At 63.4% G+C, this 2,888-nt stretch carries 3 protein-coding genes; 1 reads left to right on the forward strand and 2 read right to left on the reverse strand.

What is annotated here, in order from left to right; genetic code table 11:
- Positions 1 to 132 precede the first annotated feature (132 nt).
- Both cmk and aroA read right to left on the reverse strand, forming a co-directional pair.
- Positions 133 to 768 carry a (d)CMP kinase gene (gene cmk / locus WBF74_RS09750; protein WP_424438836.1) on the reverse strand — a complete coding sequence of 212 codons (636 nt, stop codon included), beginning with the start codon at positions 766 to 768 and terminating at the stop codon, positions 133 to 135.
- 23 nt (positions 769 to 791) lie between these two features.
- Positions 792 to 2,144 carry a 3-phosphoshikimate 1-carboxyvinyltransferase gene (gene aroA / locus WBF74_RS09755; protein ID WP_424438830.1) on the reverse strand — a complete coding sequence of 451 codons (1,353 nt, stop codon included), beginning with the start codon at positions 2,142 to 2,144 and terminating at the stop codon, positions 792 to 794.
- Positions 2,145 to 2,356: 212 nt separating this feature from the next.
- On the opposite strand from aroA, the gene WBF74_RS09760 reads away from it, so the two are divergent.
- Entirely contained in the window at positions 2,357 to 2,749 is a 393-nt protein-coding gene (locus WBF74_RS09760) for a TIGR02300 family protein (RefSeq protein ID WP_424438833.1), read from the forward strand.
- Positions 2,750 to 2,888: the final 139 nt, after the last annotated feature.

Here is a 2,888-nt window from a genome sequence, read left to right on the forward strand (position 1 = left end):
AAATCGTTTAGTCGCAAGGGAGCATATGGATTGGGCACTCGGTTAGGGGTTGCGGATATGCCCGGAACCTCCGCCTGCCACAGCATCTGCAAATGCGAAAAAAGGCGCTCGCCCGTGGGGGCGAAAACGCACTCAACCCAATGCTTTATCTATGATCGCGACGGCTGCGCCGAACGCCGCTTCTATACTCAAATCGGAGGTATCGAGCAAGTGCGCGTCCTCGGCGGGCTTCATGGGGCTGGCTGCCCGCTCGGCGTCTCGCCGGTCCCTTTCGACAATATCATCAAGGACTTGTGCCTCGGTGACGTCTGCCCCCGAATTCTTGAGTTCGAGCCACCGGCGGCGTGCCCGGATTTCCGGCCTTGCCGTCACGAAAAGCTTGGCCTGGGCGCCGGGGCAGACCACCGTGCCGATGTCCCGCCCGTCCAGCACGGCACCCGGCTCGCCCTGAGGGGGGCGTGAGGCGAAATCGCGCTGAAAATGGAGGATAGCCGCCCGGACCTCGGGCATCACGGCAACGAGGGAGGCAGCCTCGCCTGCCTCTGCCGTGCGGATCGCCTGCTCGTCGATCCGGGAAACATCAAGCGCTTTTGCGGCGGCAAGGGCTGCTTCCTTGTCAGCCGGGTCACCACCCCCCGCCCGCACCGCCTGACCGACGGCCCGGTAGAGCGAGCCCGTGTCGAGATAGGCAAAGCCGTAATGGGTGGCAAGGCGGCGCGCCAGCGTGCCCTTGCCGGAGGCGGCAGGTCCGTCCACCGCAATGACGATGCTCCTGTTGTGCACGCCCTTGCTCACTGGCCTTGCCCGATAATGCTGGCGCCAAGGCCACGCATGAGATGCGTGAAATCGGGGAAGCTCGTCGCGATCATCGCACCGTCATCAATCGTCACGGGCTTCTGCGTCGCGAGCCCCATCACGAGGAAGGACATGGCGATGCGGTGATCCATATGGGTGGCGACATGGCCGCCCCCGCCCACATCGCCGCTCCGCCCTTCCACCGTCATGCTGTCTTCCGTTTCGTGAACCTTCACGCCATTGGCGCGCAGGCCCGAAGCGGTGGCCGCGATACGGTCGCTTTCCTTTACGCGAAGCTCGTGAATACCGCTCATCCGCGTTTCGCCCTCGGCGAAGGCGGCGGCAATGGCAAGCACCGGATATTCGTCGATCATGGAGGCCGCGCGCGCAGGCGGCACGTCAATGCCCCGCAGGCGGCTTGACCGCACGCGCAGATCAGCGACCGGCTCGCCGCCTTCATCGCGCTGGTTCATCACTTCGATGTCGCCACCCATTTCCATCAGCGTCGTGTAAAGCCCCGCGCGATGCGGATTGAGCGTGATGCCTTTCACAATGACTTCCGAGCCGGGCACGATCAGCGCGGCCACCACAGGGAAGGCGGCAGATGAGGGATCGCCCGGCACAGTGATGGGGCAGGGTGTGAGTTCGGGCTGGCCGACAAGGCGGATTTCAAGCCCGCCCTCGCCCTCGCGCGTATCAACCTGTGCGCCAAAGGCCCGCAGCATCCGCTCCGTGTGGTCGCGCGTCGGCACGGGTTCGATCACGCAGGTCTCGCCTGGCGCGTTGAGGCCGGCAAGCAGGATGGCGGATTTCACCTGCGCCGAGGCAACAGGCGAGCGATAGGTGATGGGCATGGCAGGCCGCGCGCCTGTCAGCGTCAGCGGCATCTTGCCGCCATCGCGGGCATGGAAATGCGCGCCCATAAGGCTCAGCGGGTCTATGACCCGGCCCATCGGGCGGCGCGACAGCGAGGCGTCGCCGATAAAGGTCGCGGTGATCGGGTGTCCGGCGACAAGCCCCATGATGAGGCGGGCGCCCGTGCCCGAATTGCCGAAATCAAGCGGTGCTTCAGGCTCTTTCAGCCCGCCCACGCCCACGCCATGCACCGACCAGGCGCCTTCGCCGGTGCGCGTCACTGTTGCGCCGAACTGGCGCATGATTTCCGCCGTGGCAAGCACGTCTTCCCCTTCGAGAAGCCCTTCGATCCGGGTCTCGCCAACGGCAAGCGCGCCGAAAATCAGCGCGCGATGCGAGATGGATTTGTCGCCCGGCACCCGGATCGAGCCCTCAAGGGCAGAGGAGGGTTCGGCGGTGAGACTGCGGGGGGAAGAACGATGTGATGCGGTCAATTGAAGGGTCCTGCCAGCGCGGCTTTGAAGGTGTCGCCGGACGATCTCCGGCCTGTGTGCGAAACCCGTTTCAGGTGGGGGTTCCGGTGCTGAGCGAATAGGTTTTGACAGGAGCAATTTAACGTGGCAATGGGAAAATCCTTCTAGGCATTGAGCCGCGCACCCCGACGGGGCGCGCCCTGAGACGCAATTGGATGCGGGGAGTGTAGAACTTGTCCAAACCCGAGTTGGGAACCAAACGCGATTGCCCGAGCTGCAGCGCGAAGTTTTACGACCTGAACAAGAATCCCGTCGTCTGCCCCAAGTGCAAACACGAGTATGTGCCGGATGCCGGGCCAAAGGCAAAGCGCGCAAAGCCGGTTGAGAAACCGAAGGAAAAGGCACCCAAGCGGGTTATCCTGGATGATGAGGATAACGTCTCGCTCGACGCCATGCGCGATGACGAGCTGGCGGCTGATGATGATATTGACATCGATATCGACGATGTTGATGTCGATGTGGACGTGGATGACGAGGCAGACGACGCTTTCCTGCCGGATGACGAGGACGGCGATGACGACGTTTCCGGCATCGTGCGTGGCGGTAAGAGCGACGACGACGACTGACACACGATAAAGGGCGGACAAAGGGCCAAGTTTCTCTTGATTGATTGAGAGAGCGGCCCTAAGTTCCGCCACCGTCGGCGCGATTCCCAAACCGCGCCGCAAACAGGATGGGGCCATAGCTCAGTTGGGAGAGCGCTTG

It is taken from the genome of Parvibaculum sp. (genome assembly GCF_049672805.1).
In the GTDB taxonomy this organism is placed as follows: domain Bacteria; phylum Pseudomonadota; class Alphaproteobacteria; order Parvibaculales; family Parvibaculaceae; genus Parvibaculum.